At 69.5% G+C, this 17,703-nt stretch carries 15 protein-coding genes; 8 read left to right on the top strand and 7 right to left on the bottom strand.

From position 1 onward, the window contains the following. Positions 1-14 precede the first annotated feature (14 nt). The 5 genes from J2Y42_RS03465 to J2Y42_RS03445 form a co-directional block, all read right to left on the bottom strand. Entirely contained in the window at positions 15-1,466 is a 1,452-nt protein-coding gene (locus J2Y42_RS03465; protein WP_309855081.1) for a GH1 family beta-glucosidase, read from the bottom strand. Positions 1,467-1,468: 2 nt separating this feature from the next. Then, positions 1,469-2,371: a carbohydrate ABC transporter permease gene (locus tag J2Y42_RS03460; protein ID WP_020076363.1), complete on the bottom strand. Its 903-nt coding sequence runs from the start codon at positions 2,369-2,371 to the stop codon at positions 1,469-1,471. Continuing rightward, positions 2,368-3,447 (bottom strand): sugar ABC transporter permease, encoded by a 1,080-nt coding sequence (locus tag J2Y42_RS03455; protein ID WP_309855078.1) that lies wholly within the window; start codon positions 3,445-3,447, stop codon positions 2,368-2,370. The genes J2Y42_RS03460 and J2Y42_RS03455 overlap by 4 nt, the downstream gene beginning before the upstream one ends. Before the next feature lie 68 nt (positions 3,448-3,515). Then, positions 3,516-4,838 carry an ABC transporter substrate-binding protein gene (locus J2Y42_RS03450; protein WP_309855076.1) on the bottom strand — a complete coding sequence of 441 codons (1,323 nt, stop codon included), beginning with the start codon at positions 4,836-4,838 and terminating at the stop codon, positions 3,516-3,518. 219 nt (positions 4,839-5,057) lie between these two features. Then, positions 5,058-7,124, bottom strand: coding sequence for an MDR family MFS transporter (locus tag J2Y42_RS03445; RefSeq protein WP_309855074.1), 2,067 nt, complete (start codon positions 7,122-7,124; stop codon positions 5,058-5,060). Between the two features lie 319 nt (positions 7,125-7,443). On the opposite strand from J2Y42_RS03445, the gene J2Y42_RS03440 reads away from it, so the two are divergent. Next, on the top strand, positions 7,444-8,343 hold the full coding sequence (locus J2Y42_RS03440) for a DUF1287 domain-containing protein (protein WP_309855072.1): 900 nt from the start codon (positions 7,444-7,446) through the stop codon (positions 8,341-8,343). A gap of 60 nt (positions 8,344-8,403) precedes the next feature. Beyond that, the gene (locus J2Y42_RS03435; protein WP_309855070.1) at positions 8,404-9,231 is read left to right on the top strand and encodes a M15 family metallopeptidase; all 828 of its coding nucleotides are present in this window, start codon (positions 8,404-8,406) and stop codon (positions 9,229-9,231) included. Between the two features lie 18 nt (positions 9,232-9,249). Here J2Y42_RS03435 and pgm read toward each other — a convergent pair whose 3' ends face one another. Further along, a complete protein-coding gene (pgm, locus tag J2Y42_RS03430) occupies positions 9,250-10,869 on the bottom strand; it encodes a phosphoglucomutase (alpha-D-glucose-1,6-bisphosphate-dependent) (protein ID WP_309855068.1) in 1,620 nt (539 codons plus the stop codon). Positions 10,870-10,925: 56 nt separating this feature from the next. Here pgm and pheA point away from each other — a divergent pair, with 56 nt between their 5' ends. The 4 genes from pheA to J2Y42_RS03410 all read left to right on the top strand — a co-directional run bounded on the left by pheA (position 10,926) and on the right by J2Y42_RS03410 (position 14,540). Further along, complete coding sequence (gene pheA / locus J2Y42_RS03425) at positions 10,926-11,927, top strand: prephenate dehydratase (RefSeq protein WP_309855066.1); 1,002 nt, start codon at positions 10,926-10,928, stop codon at positions 11,925-11,927. 30 nt (positions 11,928-11,957) lie between these two features. Beyond that, positions 11,958-12,581, top strand: coding sequence for a hypothetical protein (locus J2Y42_RS03420; RefSeq protein WP_309855064.1), 624 nt, complete (start codon positions 11,958-11,960; stop codon positions 12,579-12,581). A 112-nt stretch (positions 12,582-12,693) separates the two neighbouring features. Next, positions 12,694-13,155 carry a hypothetical protein gene (locus J2Y42_RS03415; RefSeq protein ID WP_309855062.1) on the top strand — a complete coding sequence of 154 codons (462 nt, stop codon included), beginning with the start codon at positions 12,694-12,696 and terminating at the stop codon, positions 13,153-13,155. 134 nt (positions 13,156-13,289) lie between these two features. Beyond that, the gene (locus tag J2Y42_RS03410) at positions 13,290-14,540 is read left to right on the top strand and encodes an SGNH/GDSL hydrolase family protein (RefSeq protein WP_309855060.1); all 1,251 of its coding nucleotides are present in this window, start codon (positions 13,290-13,292) and stop codon (positions 14,538-14,540) included. 46 nt (positions 14,541-14,586) lie between these two features. On the opposite strand, the gene J2Y42_RS03405 is transcribed toward J2Y42_RS03410, so the two are convergent. Next, on the bottom strand, positions 14,587-15,585 hold the full coding sequence (locus J2Y42_RS03405) for a diacylglycerol kinase family protein (RefSeq protein WP_309855058.1): 999 nt from the start codon (positions 15,583-15,585) through the stop codon (positions 14,587-14,589). Positions 15,586-15,623: 38 nt separating this feature from the next. Here J2Y42_RS03405 and serS point away from each other — a divergent pair, with 38 nt between their 5' ends. Beyond that, complete coding sequence (gene serS, locus J2Y42_RS03400) at positions 15,624-16,889, top strand: serine--tRNA ligase (protein ID WP_309855056.1); 1,266 nt, start codon at positions 15,624-15,626, stop codon at positions 16,887-16,889. After that, a complete protein-coding gene (locus J2Y42_RS03395; protein WP_309855054.1) occupies positions 16,886-17,689 on the top strand; it encodes an HAD family hydrolase in 804 nt (267 codons plus the stop codon). Before serS ends, J2Y42_RS03395 begins: the two co-directional genes overlap by 4 nt. Positions 17,690-17,703 lie beyond the last annotated feature (14 nt).

Here is a 17,703-nt window from a genome sequence, read left to right as displayed (position 1 = left end):
CGCTCGCGTCCATGCTAGACGTGCGACGCGGCGACCTCCTCCGCGACGCCCTCCGCGCGTGCTGCCGCGATGACCTCGGCGAACGCCCGCCCCGAGTCCTTGACCGTGCGCTCCTGCGTCTCGTAGTCGACGCGGACGATCCCGAACCGCTTGGCGTAGCCCCACGCCCATTCGAAGTTGTCGAGCAGCGACCAGACGAAGTACCCGCGCACGTCGGCTCCCTCGTCGATGGCGCGGCCGACCGCGTCGATGTGGGCGAGGATGTACGCCGCGCGCTCGCTGTCGTGCACACGGCCGTCGCCGGACACGACGTCCTCGTACGCGGCGCCGTTCTCGGTGATGTACAGCGGCGGCAGGGTCGGATAGTCGCGGGTGAGGCGCACCAGCAGGGCGCGCAGCCCGTCGGGGTTGACCTCCCATCCCATCGCGGTGGTGGGCAGGTGCCGCGACGGGAAGGTCACGTACTCGCTGCCGACGAACGGAGACGAGGTCGGCCGCGCCGTGGGCACGACCGGCGCGGGCTCGTCCGCGCCGAGGGGATGCCCGCTCACGTTGTCGTCGTGATAGTGGTTCACGCCGAGGAAGTCGAGCGGCTGCGCGATCGCGGCGAGGTCGCCGTCGTGGACGAGCTCCTCGAACCGGTGCTCGCGCACGTCCTCCAGCACGTCGGCCGGGTAAGCGCCGAGCAGCAGCGGCTCGAGGTACATCCGGTTCCACAGCCCGTCGATCCGGCGGGCGGCCTCCCGATCCACCGGGTCGGCGGGATCGTTCGGCACGGCGGTCGTCAGGTTGAGGGTGATGCCGAGCTTCAGCTCATCGCCCTTACCGCGCTCCGCGGCTCGCGACCGGATCGCGGCGGCGGCGAGCCCGTGGGCGAGGTGCTGGTGGTGCAGCGCGGCGAGTCCGGCGCGCGGTTCCTGCCGCCCGGGGGCGTGCTCGCCGCCCGCATAGCCGATCAGCGAGGAGCACAGCGGCTCGTTGAAGGTCGTCCAGTGGTCGACCCGGTCGCCGAGGGCGTCGTACACGGCGATCGCGTAGTCGCGGAACCGGTACGCGGTGTCGCGGTCCGCCCAGCCGCCCTTCTCCTCGAGCGCCTGCGGGAGGTCCCAGTGGTACAGCGTGAGCCACGGCAGGATGCCGGCGCCGAGCAGCTCGTCGACCAGCCGGTCGTAGAACGCGAGCCCGGCGGGGTTGACGGTCCGGTCGCCCGGCTTCACCCGCGCCCACGACGTCGAGAACCGGTACGACTGCAGCCCGAGGGAGGCCATGAGCGCCACGTCTTCCGGCATGCGGTGGTAGTGGTCGACCGCGACCTCGGGGGTGTCACCGCCGGCGATCGCCTGCGGGACCCGGGCGAAGGCATCCCAGATGGAGTCCTCCTTGCCGTCCTCGTGGGCGGCGCCCTCGATCTGCGCTGCGGCGGTGGCCGACCCCCAGAGGAAGCCGTCGGGCCAGGTGCGGTTCATTCTCAACCTTTCACCGCGCCGGCCATGATGCCGGACACAAGCTGCCGGCCGGCGAGCACGAAGAGGATCAGCAGGGGGATGGTGGCGAGCACGGCTCCGGCGAGCACGATCGAGTAGTCGACGTACTTGGCCGACTGCAGCTGACTGAGCGCCACCTGCAGTGTCGGGTTCTGTGGCGCGACGAGCAGCGGCCAGAGGTAGTCCGTCCACGCGGTCATGAACGTGAAGAGACCGAGGATCGCCATCGCCGGTCGCGCGGCGGGGACGCCGACGTGCCAGAACGTGCGGATCATGCTCGCGCCGTCGACACGCGCCGCCTCGATGAGCTCCTCGGGGATCACGTCGACCAGGTACTGCCGCATGAAGAACACGCCGAACGCCGTGACCAGGGTCGGCACGATGACCGCGCCGAGGGTGCCCGTCCAGCCGAACTGCTTCATGACCATGAACAGCGGGATGATGCCGAGCTGCGTCGGCACCGCCAGCGTCCCGACGACGAAGACCATGAGGCCTTCCCGCCCGCGGAAGCGCAGCTTGGCGAACGCGTAGCCGGCGAGCGTCGAGAATCCGACGACCGAGACGGTGATGACCGACGCGACGATGATCGAGTTGCCGAGCGCCAGCCAGAACGGCACGGTGTTCAGCACTTCCCCGACGTTGGTCCAGAACTGCCCGCCGGGCAGCAGGGGCGGCCAGGTCGACGTGAGCACGGTGCTGTCGCTGGAGCCGGCGACGAACGACCACCACAGCGGGTAGGCGCCGCCGATGAACAGGGCGAGCAGGATGCCGTAGGTGAGGAATCCGGGCCGGCGGTCGATGCCGAGGGCCTTGCGCTTGGGGGCCCGTCCGGGTCGGGTCCCGGCTACGGGGCGGGGCGCGCGGGTCTCGCGTGCTGTGGCGGTCACAGGTTCTTCTCCTCGCTCGCTGCGGCCAGGATGCGCGAGGCCTGCAGTCGTTTCGCGGTCCGTTTCTTACCGAGCCGGCTCTCGGTCGAGGCGATGCGGCGCGAGATCAGGAAGTTGAGCACGCCGAACACGACGATCAGGAGGAACAGCAGCCACGCGATGGCCGAGGCCTTTCCGAAGTTCTGACGGTTGAACGCCATATCCCACAGGTAGAGCACGGTGGTCTGGTACTGCCGCTGCGGGCCTCCGGGCACCGCACTCGACGGGTTGAACAGCTTCGGCTCCGTGAAGATCTGCAGGCCGCCGATGGTGGCCGTGATGATGACGAAGATCATCGTCGGGCGGATGCTCGGCAGCGTGATCGAGAAGAAGCGGCGGAACGATCCGGCGCCGTCGAGGGCGGCCGACTCGTGGATGTCGCGGGGGACCGCCTGCATGGCGGCCAGCAGGATGAGCGCGTTGTAGCCCGTCCAGCGCCAGTTCACCATGGAGGCGATGGCGACGTGCGACGGGAAGGTCTGGGTCTTCCACATCACCGGGTCGAGGCCGATGGCCTGCAGCATGTTGTTGATGAGGCCGTACTTCTCGTCGAACGCGCTCGAGAAGATGAGGGTCACCGCGACCGGGGTGACGACGTAGGGGAGCAAGACGCTCATCCGCCAGAAGGTCTTGGCGCGGATGTTCTGGTCGAGGATCGCGGCGATGAACACGGCGGCGACCAGCTGCGGGATGGCGGAGAGCAGGAAGATGCTGATCGTGTTGAACAGCGAGTTCCAGAAGAACGGGTCGCTGAGCTCCGCTGCGTAGTTCTTAAAGCCGACCCACTCGCCGGGCCCGGTGAGCAGGTTCCAGTTGTTGAGCGAGACGACGAACGTGTAGACGAGCGGGAAGAGCCCGACCAGCCCGAAGAGGATGAAGAAGGGCGCGATGTAGAAGTAGGGCGACGCCTTGACGTCGAAGCGGTTGAGGCGCTGTCGGAAGCTGAGGTCGGCGCGCGGTGCGCGGCCGCGCCGCGGCGATGCGGCGGGGGCGGCGCCTGCGGCGTCGTCCCGGGCGGTGGGTGCGGTGGTGGTCATGGCGGTTCTCCCCGTGGAGCGGGCCCCCGCCGCTGTTGCGACGGCGGGGGCCCTTGTGCGGTTTCGGGTTACTTGTTGACGACCAGCTGGTTGAGCAACTTCATGGCGTTGCTCCACGCCTGGTCGCCGTTCGCCTTCTTGGAGTCGAGCTCCTGGACGGACGGCCCGAAGACCTGCGACTGGATGACGGAGTCGTCCGGTCCCTTGTACTGGGCGACGACGCCCTTGGCACGCTCGCCCAGGATCTGGCCGATGGGCGCGTTGTTGAAGAACTTCGTCAGGTCGTTCTCACCGGTGACACCCGCGTCGGTCTGGGCGGCGGTCACCGACGGGAAGGTGCCCGCGGCCTGGAAGGTCTGGACCTGCGACTTGGCGGTGGTCAGCCAGGCAGCGAGGGCCGCGGCCTCCTTCGGGTGCTTCGACTGCTTCGGGACGGTCAGGAACGATCCGCCCCAGTTGGCCGCGCCGCCCGGGAACACGTTGGCGAAGTCCCACCCGCTGGTGGCATCCCCGCCGCCGGCCTTGACCTGGCCCTGCACGACGCCCAGCATCCAGCCGGGGCAGACGAACGTGGCGAAGGAGCCGTCGGTGAAGGCCTTGCCCTTGCCCCAGTCCCACTGGGTCTGGTTGGAGGACAGTCCGGCAGCGGCGCCGGCCGCGAGCTTCGACCACAGCGCCTTGAGGTCGCTGTTGTCCTCGATGTTGAGCTTGCCGTCCTTGGTGTAGTAGCCCTCCTCCTGCTGGTTCACCATGGCGTTCCAGATGAAGCCGGACTGGTCGTACCAGGGCTTGCCGGTGGCGGCGTGGTACTGCTCGCCGACCTTGAAGAAGTCGTCCCAGGTGGCGTTGTCGCCGCCGAAGAGCTTGGCGACGGACTCGCGGTCGCTGGGGAGGCCGGCCGCGGCGAAGAGCTTGCCGTTGTAGCAGAGGCCCTCCGGTCCGATGTCTGTGCCGTAGCCGATGATCCGGCCGCTCTTGTCGGTGGCCTGCTTCAGCTTCCAGTCGACCCAGCGGTCCTTGATGTCGTTCGCGCCGTAGTCCTTCAGGTCGTTGAACTGGTCGGAGACCTGCATGACCTTGCTGAGCCAGCCCTCTTCGACGGCCTGGACGTCGGGGAGGCCGCTTCCGGCCGCCTGCTTGGTCTGCCAGTCGGTGAGCGCGTTGTCACCGGTGTCGATGTTGGTGGCCTTGATCTTGACGTTCGGGTGCTCCTTCTCGTACTGCGAGTAGAGCTTGTCGAAACCCATCGTGCCGAACGTGGTGACGGTCAGCGTGACGGGGTCCGAGCTCGATCCGCTGCCTCCGCTCGATGAGCATCCGGCTGCGATGAGGGCGAAGGATGCTGCGCCGGCGACGGCCGCGGCGATCCTGGTGCGTCGTGAAAGCTTCACGGTTCACTCCTTTGTGCGTGTGTCTTGTGTGCGCCTGGTGCGCGCTGAGAGCGCTCTCATTGCGAAGGCGTGAGAGCGCTCTCACGCGTTGCAGGTGAATCTAGAACGGTTGGGCAGAGGTTGTCAAGTCCTGTGTGGTCGCGCTCTCATCCGCGTCTTTCCGGGACATGCGAAACGGCCGCCACCCCCGAGGGGTGACGGCCGTTCCGTGAGGTCGCGCTAGTCGACCGCGGGCCGCGGGCGCTGCGCCCGAGTCGATGCGGTGTCCGCGCCCGGCTCGATCAGCGCACCGAATTCGGCAGCGGCGCGATTGGCGATGATGCCGGTGTCGTACTGCTCGGCGTCGTCGTCCTCGGCCGCGGAGGCGAGCACGCCCGCCGGGGTGAGCGCCCGATCCTTCTCTGCCTGCGCGTCCGCCGCATCGGCCGCGTCGTCCGCCGCCTCCTGAAGAGCCGACTTCGCGCGCAGCGGCGGGGTCTTGAAGAACAGCGACAGCACGAAGGCGATCAGCACCACGATCATCGCGACCCAGTAGACCGTCACCGCCGACGCGTTGAAGGCCACGAGGAACGGCTTAGCAAGGCGCGGATCGGCGTCGTTCAAGAACGACGTGTCGTTGACGTCAGCGCTGCTCGAGCCGCTGTTCGTCGTCTTGAGCTTGTCGGCGACCGTCGGCACGACGGCGTCGACGACCTGGTTGCGCTGATCGGCGTTCGAGAAGTCGATCGGCTCGGCCGGCACCTGCTGCTCGGCGACGGCCTGCGGCACGCCCTGGGCGACCGCCTGCTGGACGCCGGCCTGGTGCGCCTGGGCCTGCGCCTGCTTCTCGATCGGGTCGACGATCTTGTTGTAGATCTGGTCCATGATCTGCTTGTTCTCGGGCGCGCTGGCGACCGAGGGGGTGAGCGCGGCATCCAGGGCGCTGGTCAGCGTCGGGGTGTCGGTCAGGGCCGTCTTGATGTTCGTCGGGAACACCGTGAACAGCAGTGACAGCAGAACGGCCGTGCCGAGCGTTCCACCGATCTGCCGGAAGAACGTGGATGCGCTGGTCGCGACACCCATGTCCCGCAGGCCGACCGAGTTCTGGCTGGCGATGGTCAGCGTCTGCATCAGCTGGCCGAGGCCCAGGCCGATCAGCAGCATGGCGCCCGCGATGAACCAGTACGAGTCGTCCGCCTTGATGAAGGTCAGGTAGAAGAACCCGCCGGCGAGCATCGCGGTGCCGATGATCGGGAACTGCCGGTAGCGGCCGGTGCGCGCGATGATCTGGCCGGAGACGATCGACGACACCATCAGGCCGAGGATCATCGGCAGCAGCTGCAGACCGGACTCCGTCGGAGTCGAGCCGAGCACCAGCTGGAGGTACAGCGGCAGGGTCAGCATGGCGCCGAACATCCCGAAGCCCACGAAGACGCCGATGATGGTCGCCATCGAGAAGGTGCTCGAGCGGAACAGCTTGATCGGGATGAGCGCGTCGTCCTTCATCGCGATCTCGATGAGGATGAAGGCGATGACGCCGATGACGCCGATCACGTAGCAGGCGATGGAGGCCGGGCTGTCCCAACCCCACGTGCGGCCCTGCTCGGCCACCAGCAGCAGCGGGACGAGCGCGACGATCACGCCGGCCGCACCCCACCAGTCGATGCGGGCGGACCCGCGTTCCCGCTTGGGCAGGTGCAGGAAGCGCAGCACCATCGCCAGTGCGGCGAGGCCGATCGGCACGTTGATGAGGAAGACCCAGCGCCATCCGGTGATCCAGAGGATCTGGTCCGCGCCGGCGAAGAGTCCGCCGATCAGCGGGCCGATGAGGCTGGAGATGCCGAAGACGGCGAGGAAGTAGCCCTGGTACTTCGCCCGCTCCCGCGGAGCGAGCATGTCGCCCATGATCGCGAGCGGCATCGACATGAGGCCACCGGCGCCGAGGCCCTGGATGGCACGGAAGGCCGCGAGCTCGACCATCGACGTCGAGAACGACGCGAGGATCGATCCGATGATGAAGATCACGATGGCGATCACGAACAGCGGCCGGCGGCCGAAGATGTCGGAGAGCTTGCCGTAGATCGGGGTGGAGATCGTCGACACGATCAGGTAGCCGGTGGTGACCCACGCCTGCTCGCTGAGTCCGTGCAGGTCGTCGCCGATGGTGCGGATCGCCGTACCGACGATCGTCTGGTCGAGGGCGGAGAGGAACATGCCGGCCATGAGGCCGAAGATCACGAGAAGGATCTCGCGATGCGACATGATCGGTTTGGGGGCGGCTGTCGCCGCGCTGGTCTGACTGGACATCTGTCTCCGGGTCGAGAGTCGGGTGTGGGGACGCCCGGCACGCGGGACGTCACACCGGTGTGGGGCAAAGAGAATTTTGCGGAGACTGCAAAGTTACACCCGCTGCCTCGATGCTCACAACGCACGCGGGACGTGCCGCGCGGCTCCGTTCGCCAGCGGCGAACACGAGGCGGACGCAACGTTGCCATCCGCAGGAAACCGCGCCATCCCTGTGGCGGAAAACGAACGCCGGTGACCCCCATCCAGGTCACGCATATATAGGAGGCGTACGTTGGAAACGCCGACCCCCGACCATCTCTTAAATCGCCTCGAAAGTTCTATGAGATCTCTCAGCCGTCCCCGCCGGATCCTCGCCGCAGCCGCTGTCGCCGCCTCCGCGGCGCTCGTCTTCACGGCGTGCGCCGGTGAGCCGTCGCCCGTGACCAAGGCCGTCGCCCAGGCCGCCGCGCCCACGCCATCCCCGTCCGCGACCGTCGTGTCGTCGGTCCAGCCCGCCGCGGGCAGCGTTTCTGGCGGAACCGTCACCCTGACCGGCTCCAACCTCGAGAAGGTCGCCGCGGTCCAGGTGGGTGGCCAGCCGGCCACCGTCACCCAGGCGACCGACGACAAGGTCGTCGTCACCGTGCCCGCCGCCGCCAACTTCCAGGCGGGCAGCGTGCCCATCACGGTCACCGACAAGAGCGGGAAGCCCGTGACCACCACGACCGCCACGTACGACTACCAGGTGCAGACGCCGGTCGACAAGCAGCTCGCCTACGCGCTCACCTACTGGAAGAACTACAACACCGCCGAGTACGGCGACCTGAACCCCGTCGGCGGCGACTGCGCGAACTTCGTCAGCCAGACCCTCATCGCCCGCGGCTGGCAGATGAACGGCGACTGGTACAACCATGACGCCGCGGCCGACTGGAGCCCGGCCTGGGGATACGTGCCGGCCATGGACAACTACTTCCGCGAGAACGCCGCGAAGCTCGGTCTCACCGAGTACTCGTTCGACCAGCGCGACAAGATCAAGGTCGGCGACATCGTGATGTTCGACTGGAACGACAACAACTCGCTCGACCACGTGCAGATCGTCTCCGCCGTGCAGAACGTGAACGGCCAGATCAAGATCAAGATGGTGGGCCACAACGAGGACAGCGACTACCGCGACCTCGACGAGGCCATCACGGTCGACCACCCGGGTGGCATCGGCCACTTCTGGAGCCTCTCCAAGTAGCGATCGCTATTCCGGCCACACCCGCCGGGCCGCGTCACGCGCGTGAGCTATGCTCATCGCGTGACTCTGGGGGGTGCCCGCGAACGGCGGGTGGGGATGAGGCGCGCCGCTGTCATCGGCGGCGCACTCGTGGCGATGCTGGTGCTGTCGGGATGCGTCCCCGGCTCGGTCGCCGCGGCCGGCGCGACGCATCGTCCGACACCCCACCGCTCCGCCCCGTCGCCGCGGCCGCCGCGCCCGACGCCGACTCTTCCGCCGACGCCGACCCCGGTCGCTTTCGACAAGACGGCCCAGTCGACCGACGACCCGGCCAGTCCCTGGGTCGTGGTCAACAAGGCGCGCGGCCTGAACCCGGTGGACTACGCCCCCGCCGACCTCATCTATCCGGATGTCCCGAACCTCAACGACCAGCCGATGCGGCAGGAGACCGCCGCCGCTGTCGTGGCCATGTTCCAGGCGGCGAAGTCGGAGGCGGGCCTGAGCCTCTCCATCCAGAGCGCCTATCGCTCCTTCGACTCGCAGACGCGCGTGTACGCCGACGACGTCGCCCGCAACGGTCAGGCCTACGCCGACACGGACACCGCGCGCCCGGGGCACAGTGAGCACCAGACGGGCCTGGCCGTCGACATCAGTGCCGTCCCCGCGCACTGCTCTCTCGACGCCTGCTTCGGCGAGACCGAGCAGGGCCGCTGGCTGGCGGCGAACGCCTGGCGCTTCGGATTCATCCTCCGCTATCCGGTCGACAAGGTCGCCGTCACGGGATTCACGTACGAGCCGTGGCACTTCCGCTACGTCGGAGTGCTCCTCTCCACGCAGCTGCACACCACGGGCGTCACCACTCTCGAGGAGTTCTTCGGGCTCCCGGGCGGCGAGACCTACCCCGGCTGACGGCGGGGCGACGCTGAGTCAGGCGCCGAGCGCGTCCCCGACGATCCGCTTCGCCTCGTCCTGCACCTCGCGCAGGTCGTCCTCGCCCACGAACGACTCGGCGTAGATCTTGTACACGTTCTCGGTGCCGGAGGGACGCGCGGCGAACCACGCCGACTCCGTCTGCACCTTCACGCCGCCGAGGGGCGCGTCGTTGCCCGGCGCGCGGCTCAGCTTCGCGGTGATGGGCTTGCCCGCGAGCTCGGTGGCGGCGATGGCGTCGCCGTCGAGCTTCGAGAGCGCGGCCTTCTGCTCCGGCGTGGCGGGAGCATCCACACGCTGGTACACCGGGTCGCCGAAGCGTTCGGTCAGCTCCCGGTACAGCTGGGAGGGCGACTTGCCCGTCACCGCGCGGATCTCGCTCGCGAGGAGGGCCAGCAGGATGCCGTCCTTGTCCGTCGTCCACGCCGTCCCGTCGAAGCGGAGGAAGGAGGCGCCCGCGCTCTCCTCGCCGCCGAATCCGACCGTCCCGTCGATGAGGCCGGGGACGAACCACTTGAACCCGACCGGAACCTCCCACAGCCGCCGGCCCAGCGACTCCGCCACCCGGTCGATGATCGACGACGAGACCAGGGTCTTGCCGACCGCGGCGTCCTTCCGCCACTCCGTGCGCGTGCGGAACAGATAGTCGATCGCGACCGCGAGGTAGTGGTTCGGGTTCATCAGACCGCCGTCGGGCGTGACGATGCCGTGCCGGTCCGCGTCCGCGTCGTTGCCGGTGAGGATGTCGAAGTCGGCGCGGCGGGCAACCACCGAGGCCATCGCGGACGCGCTGGACGGGTCCATCCGGATCTTGCCGTCCCAGTCGAGCGTCATGAAGCTCCATGTCGGGTCGACGCCCGGGTTCACGACGGTCAGGTCGAGGTCGTAGCGCTCGGCGATCGCCTGCCAGTAGTTCACGCTCGCGCCGCCCAGCGGGTCGGCGCCGATGCGGATGCCGCTGTCGCGGATCGCCTTCACGTCGATGATGTTCTCGAGGTCGTCGACGTAGTGGCCGCGGAAGTCGTAGGTCTCGACGCCCGACGGCTCCGCCATCCGCACCTCGGTCATCCCGTTCGCGATGATCTCGTTGGCGCGCTTCGCGATCCAGCTGGTCGCGTCGGTGTCGGCCGGTCCGCCGTGCGGCGGGTTGTACTTGAAGCCGCCGTCCGACGGCGGGTTGTGGCTCGGGGTGACGACGATGCCGTCGGCCTGGTCGTCATGGCGGCCGCGGTTGTAGCGGATGATGGCGTGCGACAGCGCGGGCGTCGGCACCCAGTCGTCGAACTCGTCGACCAGCACGCGGACCTCGTTGCCGACGAGCACGGCGAGGGCGGTGGTCGTCGCGAACTCGCTCAGCAGGTGCGTGTCCGCCCCGAGGAACAGCGGGCCGGTGATGCCCTGGCTGTTGCGGTACTCGACGATCGCCTGCGTGGTGGCGGCGATGTGGTCCTCGTTGAACGCCGTGTTCAGCGACGAGCCGCGGTGGCCCGACGTGCCGAACACCACGCGCTGTTCCGGGATGCTCACATCCGGCTTCAGCTCGTAGTACGCGCGCCGCAGGGCGTCGACGTCGATCAGGTCGGAAGGCTGGGCGGGGGTGCCGGCTCGTTCGTCCATGTCACTACTCTTCCACGGCACGGGGGCCACGCCAACGGCTCGGTAAGCTGAGCGGCATGTCCTCCGCCCCCGACAGCGCCCCCGCGGAGCTGCCCGCCTCCCTCGACGACGTGTACAGCTTCCTCGGACCGTCGGGCACGTTCACGGAGGCGGCCCTCAAGCAGGTGCCCGAGGCGCGCGGCAAGCAGTGGCGGGCGGTCAACAACCTCGGTGAGGCGCTGGCCGACGTCGTGGAGGGTCGCAGCGTCGCCGCGATGATCGCGATCGAGAACTCGATCGAGGGCGGGGTGTCGGTGGCGCAGGATGCGCTGGCCACCATCCCGGGCCTGCGCATCATCGGCGAGTACCTCGTACCGGTGAACTTCGTGCTGGTCGCCCGCCCGGGTACGACCCTCGCCGACGTGCACACCGTGAACGCGCATCCCGTCGCCTACGCGCAGTGCCACCAGTGGCTCGACCGGCACCTCCCCGACCACGGACACCTGCCGGCCTCGAGCAATGTCGCCGCTGCCGCATCGCTCTTCGAAGGCAGCGCGGCGGATGCGGCGGTCGCGCCGCCCGGGATCGTCGACCACCACGACGTCGTCGTCCTCGCCGACAACATCGGCGACAACCCGAACGCCGTCACCCGCTTCGTGCTCGTCAGCACCACGCGCAGCGTGCCGGAGCCGACCGGCGCCGACAAGACCAGCCTCATCGCCGAGCTTCCCGACGACCGCCCCGGCAGCCTCCTCGACCTCCTCGAGCAGTTCTCCACCCGGGGGATCAACCTGAGCCTCATCGAGTCGCGCCCGATCGGCGACGCGCTCGGCCGGTACCGGTTCGTCATCGACGCCGACGGGCACATCAAGGACGAGCGCGTCGCCGATGCGCTGCTCGGTCTCCGCCGGTTCAGCCCGTCCGTCATGTTCCTCGGCTCGTACCCACGGGCAGACGGACAGAGGGTGGAGTTCGACCAGCGCTATCGCGACGACGTCTTCACCGAGGCGCGCGAGTGGCTGGCCTCGCTCACCGACGAGGAGCGGCCGGCAGGCGCGCAGGACGGCGCGTCGGCGTAGGCTGCCGAACAGGACAGCCGGGAGGTCATCATGGTCGCAGACGAGCGTGACGACAGCGGTCGGGCGGGCGGATTCGACCCGCGTTTCGACCCCGCATTCCAGCGCGGCTATCAGCCGCAGCCGGGTGAGCGCGCCCGCACCCGCGTCCGCGCCGATGCTCCCGACTCGGCCTACCGCCGGCCGTCGTCGCTGCTGCGGACCCGGGAGGACTCCGCGCCCGCGACGCCCTCCGAACCGCTGACCCCGTACGAGGAGGCGGCGCTCTCGCTCGACGAGGGTCGCCCGGCCCTGCCGGAGCAGCTGGAACCGGGCACCTCCGCTGGGCAGACGGTGGTCGTCGCCTCCGCGGGTGCGCTGTCCGGCGTCGAGCTGAACCCGCGGCGCAACCCCTTCATCCTCGCCCTCTGGCTGATCGGCGGCGGGTTCGTCGTGCTCGGCATCGTGCTCTACGCCGTCTCGGTGACGTCGTCGTACAGCGGCCCGACGCCCAGCACCGACGTCGGTGCGCTGGTGTTCGCCCAGCTCGGGTGGATGCTCGCGGGGCCGCTCATCACGGTCGGCCTGCTGACCCTCGTCGGGCTGCTCTTCCTCACCGCGCTCTCGGGCCGGCGGATGCGGGATGCGATTCCGGAGGACGACGCCCCGGCGGGATGACGCCGGGCACAGCTGTCTCTCGGAGCGCGCCGAGGTCGCCATACACTGCGGCCAGGACGGCGGTTCTCGACGATGTCGACGACCGCCCGGCCGACGCGAGAGAGGATCCACCGTGACGCTGCGCCGTACTCCCTTCCCCGCCCGTATCGCCGTCGGCGCGATGGCCCTCGCGGCCGCCCTCCCGCTGCTCGCCGGCTGCACGGCGTCGCCCGAGCCGAGCGCCACCCCCTCGCCGTCGGCCGCAGCAGACGTCAACGGGCTGCCCGCCGGGGTCCAGCAGGCGACGGACGTGCCGACCGCCGTGCCGAACACACCCGAACTGCGCCGCGCCGTCACCGTCTCGTCCTGCGAGAAGGCGGACGGCGGCTGGAAGGCGGCTGGCACGGCCAAGAACACCACCGACGCGCCCGTCGAACTGACGGTCACCATCTTCTTCACGAGCGACAAGGGCACGGTTCTCGGGACCGGTGACACGAAGGTCGCGGTGGAACCGCAGGCCGAGGCGTCGTGGACCGTCGCCTCGAAGCTGACCCCGACGTCGAAGACCGTGTGCGTGCTGCGCGGGGTGGGGTGACACTCCCTCCCGGGCTGTTCCATCTGCGCCCGATTTCCGCTCTATAGGCGCGACTTCGAGTGCTCCTCGTCATGATTCGACCCGTAGACCTCTCTGTCCAGGTGAAGCCACCTTCGACAGTCAAGGAGTCCACGATGGATCGAGACACCCCTCCGAACAGCAGCGCACGATCGCCGAGACGGAGGCGAGCCCGGCGCGCCTGGCCCGTGGCCGCCGTCCTCGGCCTGGCCGCGGCCGCCGCCGTCGTCCCGGCGCAGGGGGCCGCCGCGACACCCGGTCCCGGCTCGTACGTGGCGCTCGGCGACTCGTACGTCGCGGGTCAGGCGCTGGACCACCTGACGGGCGCATACCCCGAGTGCCTCCAGTCGGTGGCGAACTACCCGCGAACGGCCGCATGGCGTGCCGGACTGATCGCCAACGACCAGAGCTGCTCCGGCGCGACGATCCCCGACCTCTTCGCCGCGAAGGGCGCCATCCCGGCGCAGACCGACGCGCTCAGCGCATCCACTCAGGTGGTCACCCTCTCGATCGGAGGCAACGACCTCGGGTTCTCGGCGATTCTGCGCTCGTGCCTGGCCGCCTCCGCGGACGGTCCGCTGTGGAGCGGCGAGAAGTCGTGCCGCCAGAAGTACACGGTCGGCGGAGTGGACACCCTCAATGCGAAGGCTGCCGGAGTCGTCGCCCCGGCGGTCGGCGAGGCGGTCACCCGCATCCGAGCGAAGGCGCCGAACGCCCGCGTGGTCGTGGTGGGCTACCCCACGCTCATGCCGGATGCCGCACACACACCCGCAGGAGGCTGCTTCTCGCCGCTGACCTCGAGCAAGCCGGCCTTGCCGTTCGCGACCACTGACTTGGACTACTTCCACGGCGTCCAGTCGACCCTCGACACCCGCACCCAGGCCGCGGTCCGCGCGGCGGGCGCCGAGTACGTCTCGCTGCTCGCCGACACCGCCGAGCACTCGGTCTGCAGCGCGACGCCGTACATCGACGGGATCACGCTCTCCGGCTTCACGCTTTCGCCGACCTCGATGCACCCGAACCTGGCCGGCCTCGGCTACCAGGGCCGGGCCGTCGGCGCTGTGCTGAAGGCGCCGCGCGACTTCCAGGGTGTGACCGGCGCGCTGGTCTCCCTCGGTGGGACCTCCGCCGATCTGCAGATCCACGTGCCGCTGGCCACCCTGCACACCACGCCGGATGTCGCGGCCGAGGTGAACGGGTCGTACGTCGCGAACGTCAACGGCGAGCACGGCTGGTACGTCTGGTTCGAGAACCGTGAGGACACCCGGGTGTACCACGTGACCGTCACGGTCAAGCCGGGCGACACCGTGCGGTTGCGGACGGCGACCGGCGCGGTGCAGGTGCTGACCCTGACGCCGAAGGCGTAGGCCGAGCGGCGCGGTCGCCCTCCCGGATTCCGGGGCGGCGGCCGCGTCAGCCGACCGGGATCCCCGGGGCCTTCACGCGCAGCGCCAACTCGTCCACCCGGAGGTCGAGGCGCAGGATCTCGCCGAACGCGTCCCCGTCCAACTCGAACGGCTCCGGCGCATCCACCGCCAGCTGCACCGAGGCGCCGCGGAGGTAGCTGAGCCGGGTGCGGATCGCGCGGTCGGTGAAACGGATGATCCTGCGGCCGATGCTCGACTTCCGCAGGACGCGGTTCTCCCAGGTCACCTTGCGCCAGATCGCCAGCCAGCCGAAGATCGTCGCGGGCTGGACGATCGCCACGTCGAGGAGACCGTCGTCGAGCTCGCCGTCCGGGATGAGCTCCATGTTCCCCGGCAACGCGCCGCAGTTCGCGACCAGGATCGTGCTCACGTGCGCCGACCGCTCGTGTCCGTTGTCGAGCCGGTAGCGCACCGGGACCTTCGACGCCTTCGGGAGCGACCGGAAGGCCGCATCGACATACGCCAGCCAGCCGAAACGGCGCTTCAGCTGCGGCCGGGCGTTGGCGATCATCGTCGCGTCGATCCCGACACCGGCCATCACCAGGAACGCGTGCTCGGTCGCCGACCCGTCCGGGCGGTGCGCCAGCGCGACACCGATGTCGATCCGACGCTCTCGGCCGCTGAACGCGACGGCGCACGCCGCTTCGACGCTCGCGATCGGAATGCCCAGGTTCCGCGCCAGAAGATTGCCGGTGCCGCCGGGGATGATGCCGAGGGTCGCATCCCGTCCGCGCAGTGCCTCGGCCACGGCGCGCACGGTGCCGTCGCCGCCCGCCGCGAGCACCAGGGACGCGCCGCGGGCGAGCGCCTCGCCGACCTGCGACTGCCCGCCCTCCTCCGGCGTCGTCTCGAGCCAGAGCAGTTCGAACCGGCCGGCGGCGGCGGTCTCCACCGCCGCCCTGACCCGCGGCACGTCGACCCGGACGGGGTTGTAGATGACGGCGGCGACGCGGCGCTGCTCCCCGTCCCGTCCGTTCACGCACATCACGCTACCTGTTCGGCATCGGTCGATAAGCTGGTCAGGTGATCGATCCCGTACTTCTCCGTGAGAACCCCGACATCATCCGGCGCTCCCAGGAGGCCCGGGGCGACTCCGTGCAGCTCGTCGACGAGGCCATCCAGGCCGACATCGAGCGCCGCGCGGCGATCACGGCCTTCGAGGAGCTGCGCGCCGAGCAGAACGCGTTCGGCAAGCAGGTCGCGAAAGCGCCGAAGGAGCAGAAGAAGGAGCTCGTCGCCCAGGCGCAGCAGCTCGCCGGTCGCGTGAAGGAGGCCCAGCAGGCCGCCAACGACGCGGATGCCCGGTTCGAGCAGCTGGTCCGCAGCATCGGCAACCCGATCGTGGACGGCGTCCCGGCGGGCGGGGAGGACGACTTCGTCGTCCTCAAGACGGTCGGCGACATCCCCGAGTTCCCGTTCGAGCCGCGCGACCACCTGGAGCTGGGCGAGCTGCTCGGCGCGATCGACATGGCCCGCGGCGCCAAGGTCGCCGGCGCCCGCTTCTCGTACCTCCGCGGCATCGGCGCTCGGCTCGAGCTCGCGCTGATGAACATGGCGCTCGACAAAGCCCTGCAGAACGGGTTCATCCCGCTGATCACGCCGACCCTGGTGAAGCCCGAGATCATGCAGGGCACCGGCTTCCTCGGGGCCCACGCCGACGAGGTCTACCACCTCGAGAACGACGACCTCTATCTGACCGGGACGAGCGAGGTCGCGCTCGCCGGCTACCACTCCGACGAGATCATCGAGGTCGACGAGCCGATCCGCTACGCCGGCTGGTCGACCTGCTACCGGCGCGAGGCCGGCTCGGCGGGCAAGGACACGCGCGGCATCATCCGCGTCCACCAGTTCGACAAGCTGGAGATGTTCGTCTACACCCGGCCGGAGGAGGCGGAGGCCGAGCACGAGCGCCTGCTCGGCTGGCAGGAGGAGATGATGCAGGCGCTGGGTCTCAGCTACCGCGTCATCGACACCGCGGCGGGCGACCTCGGTTCGAGCGCAGCGCGCAAGTACGACGTCGAGGCCTGGATCCCGACCCAGGGCCGCTACCGCGAGCTCACCTCGACCTCGAACTGCACGACCTTCCAGGCTCGCCGCCTCGACATCCGCTACCGCACCGAGAGCGGCAAGACGGCGCCGGTCGCGACCCTGAACGGCACGCTGGCCACCACACGCTGGCTGGTCGCCATCCTCGAGACGCACCAGCAGGAGGACGGGTCGGTGCGCGTGCCGGAGGCGCTGCGGCCCTACCTCGGCGGACTGGAGCTGCTGGAGCCGACGCGTTCGTGAGCGACGATTCCCGCCTGCTGATCGCGCTCGACGTCGACGGCACGCTGATCCATGAGGACGAGACGGTCGGCGACGCCGTGCGTGCCGCCGTGACCCGGGTGCGCGACGCCGGCCACGAGGTGATGCTCGCCACCGGCCGCAGCTGGGAGACGGCGCGGCCCATCCACGAGGAGTTCGGCCTCACCAGCGAATACGTCGTCTGCGCCAACGGCGCCCTGACGATGAAACGCGACGACACCGTCGAGGGCGGTTACCGGCGCGAGTTCATCGAGGTGTTCGATCCGACCGAGGTGCTGGAGACCATCCGTCCGCACCTCCCGAGCGGCAGCTTCATGGTGGAGGGGCCGACCGGGTTCCGCCGGTACACCGAGGGAATGACCGACTGGGAGCTGGTCAACGCCGAGCAGGTGCCGTTCGAGGAGCTGCTGCAGCATCCCGCGACCCGTGTCGTCGTGGTGTCGCCCGAGCACGACACCGAGGAGTTCCTCTCGATCGTCGACCGGATGGGCCTGCAGCGGGTCAGCTACGCCATCGGCTGGACCGCGTGGCTCGACATCTCGCCGGACGGCGTGAGCAAGGCCACGGCGATGGAGCGGGTGCGGCACGCGCTCGACATCCCGCGGTCGCACGTGGTCGCGGTCGGCGACGGCCGCAACGACATCGAGCTGCTCACCTGGGCGGGCGCCGAGGGCCTCGCGGTCGCGATGGGTCAGGCGCCGGACGAGGTGAAGGCGGTCGCGACGCGGTCGACAGCGCCGGTCGTCGACGACGGACTCGCGCAGGTCCTCGAAGCGCTCTGACCCGCGTCCCTCGG

The organism is Leifsonia sp. 1010 (assembly GCF_031455295.1).
Taxonomy (GTDB): domain Bacteria; phylum Actinomycetota; class Actinomycetes; order Actinomycetales; family Microbacteriaceae; genus Leifsonia.
This window is presented reverse-complemented; position numbering and strand designations above follow the sequence as displayed.

What these genes read in the sequence shown, in the direction of transcription:
- J2Y42_RS03405 (WP_309855058.1), bottom strand. Translation starts at nt 15,585, where the DNA reads ATGTGCGTGAACGGACGGGACGGGGAGCAGCGCCGCGTCGCCGCCGTC.
- J2Y42_RS03440 (WP_309855072.1), top strand. Translation starts at nt 7,444, where the DNA reads ATGAGATCTCTCAGCCGTCCCCGCCGGATCCTCGCCGCAGCCGCTGTC.
- pheA (WP_309855066.1), top strand. Translation starts at nt 10,926, where the DNA reads ATGTCCTCCGCCCCCGACAGCGCCCCCGCGGAGCTGCCCGCCTCCCTC.
- J2Y42_RS03465 (WP_309855081.1), bottom strand. Translation starts at nt 1,466, where the DNA reads ATGAACCGCACCTGGCCCGACGGCTTCCTCTGGGGGTCGGCCACCGCC.
- J2Y42_RS03420 (WP_309855064.1), top strand. Translation starts at nt 11,958, where the DNA reads ATGGTCGCAGACGAGCGTGACGACAGCGGTCGGGCGGGCGGATTCGAC.
- J2Y42_RS03445 (WP_309855074.1), bottom strand. Translation starts at nt 7,124, where the DNA reads ATGTCCAGTCAGACCAGCGCGGCGACAGCCGCCCCCAAACCGATCATG.
- J2Y42_RS03410 (WP_309855060.1), top strand. Translation starts at nt 13,290, where the DNA reads ATGGATCGAGACACCCCTCCGAACAGCAGCGCACGATCGCCGAGACGG.
- J2Y42_RS03455 (WP_309855078.1), bottom strand. Translation starts at nt 3,447, where the DNA reads ATGACCACCACCGCACCCACCGCCCGGGACGACGCCGCAGGCGCCGCC.
- pgm (WP_309855068.1), bottom strand. Translation starts at nt 10,869, where the DNA reads ATGGACGAACGAGCCGGCACCCCCGCCCAGCCTTCCGACCTGATCGAC.